Source organism: Alteromonas sp. BZK5 (genome assembly GCF_014349115.1).
Taxonomy (GTDB): Bacteria; Pseudomonadota; Gammaproteobacteria; order Enterobacterales; family Alteromonadaceae; genus Alteromonas; species Alteromonas macleodii.
In genome coordinates this window covers 1-1,187 of the sequence record NZ_JACSOE010000271.1, presented here as the reverse complement: position 1 = coordinate 1,187, position 1,187 = coordinate 1, and the positions used below count along the sequence as shown (strand labels likewise).

The window sequence follows — 1,187 nt, the reverse complement described above, 5'->3', positions numbered from 1 at the left end:
TAGGCTCCAAGCTGAAAGTAAACCACCTCCGCAGCCATTTATTGGTGTGGTCTACAGAGGATTATGTCTTTTTAGAGGGGAAAATCCCTAGAACCCCATGATCAACCCGATCCCCGAACTCACGCCATTACTGAAACAACTGCGCCTCTCTGGTATGACGGACTCATTAACGATGCGTAATCGTGAGGCCATTGAACATCAACTCAGTTATCCCGACTTCCTGGCTTTACTGGTGCAGGACGAAGTGGCAAGGCGTGATCAGAAAAAGTATGCCACACGTCTGCGACGTGCCGGCTTTAGGAGCAATAAAACCCTGGAAAGCTTCGATCTGAATGCTAATCCCAATTTGAACCGCGCCTATATCAATGAACTGGCTGATTGCCGGTTTATTGATGAACATGTGGCGGTGCTGCTCGCAGGCCCGTGCGGCACGGGCAAAAGCCATCTGGCACAAGCCATCGGGCATTGTGCTGTACAAAAAGGCATAGATGTACTGTTCTTCACTCAGGCAAAACTGCTTGCGAACTTGCATGCAGCCAGAGCCACGAATACCTATGAGAAACGCTTCCAGACGTTAGCTAAAGTAGACCTACTCATCATTGATGACTTCGGTTTAAAGCCTCTTAAATCCCCTCAGGATGAAGACTTCCACGACTTAATCGATGAACGATATGAACAAAAATCTACAATCATCACCAGCAACCTGGACTTCAGCGAATGGGGTCAGGCATTCCCAAATAAACTGCTTGGTGCTGCCACGCTCGATCGGCTCAGACACAATGCCTATCGATTGGTTTTAGAGGGCGAAAGCTATCGCAAATTACGTGAGAACAAAAATCAGACTGGACGAGGAGAAAAAAGCAAGAAATAATCCCCCTGTTTGAGGGCGAAAATGACGGTTTAAAGTGGATCCATTACGCCGCAAATGGGTGGATCTATTAGGGTGCCAATCGACAATAGTATCCCAATAAATCTTCCCTGGATGTCCAGTTAGGTTTAACGGGCACAATAACGGATTTACCACCGACGGCTTTTGCAAATGACTTAACTAGGTTTGTCTTACCTGAGCCAGAGTCACCCGCAAGAATAATCAAATCTTTCGTTCTAAGCAGAGTTAGATAATTCTCGATAATATGGCGGGGATAGAGAATATCATTTTCAACCAGATGAGCTTGTATGTATGACAC

General features: G+C 46.3%; 2 protein-coding genes. One reads left to right on the top strand and one right to left on the bottom strand.

What is annotated here, in order from left to right; all coding sequences use genetic code 11:
- Positions 1-97 precede the first annotated feature (97 nt).
- On the top strand, positions 98-871 hold the full coding sequence (gene istB, locus BIZ39_RS21890) for an IS21-like element helper ATPase IstB (protein WP_222936755.1): 774 nt from the start codon (positions 98-100) through the stop codon (positions 869-871).
- 67 nt (positions 872-938) lie between these two features.
- On the opposite strand, the gene BIZ39_RS21885 is transcribed toward istB, so the two are convergent.
- Positions 939-1,187, bottom strand: a 249-nt coding sequence (locus tag BIZ39_RS21885; protein WP_262385842.1) for an AAA family ATPase, incomplete at its 5' end; no start/stop codon positions are given.

Coding starts and splice junctions, on each gene's coding strand:
- istB (WP_222936755.1), top strand. CDS start 98: ATGATCAACCCGATCCCCGAACTCACGCCATTACTGAAACAACTGCGC.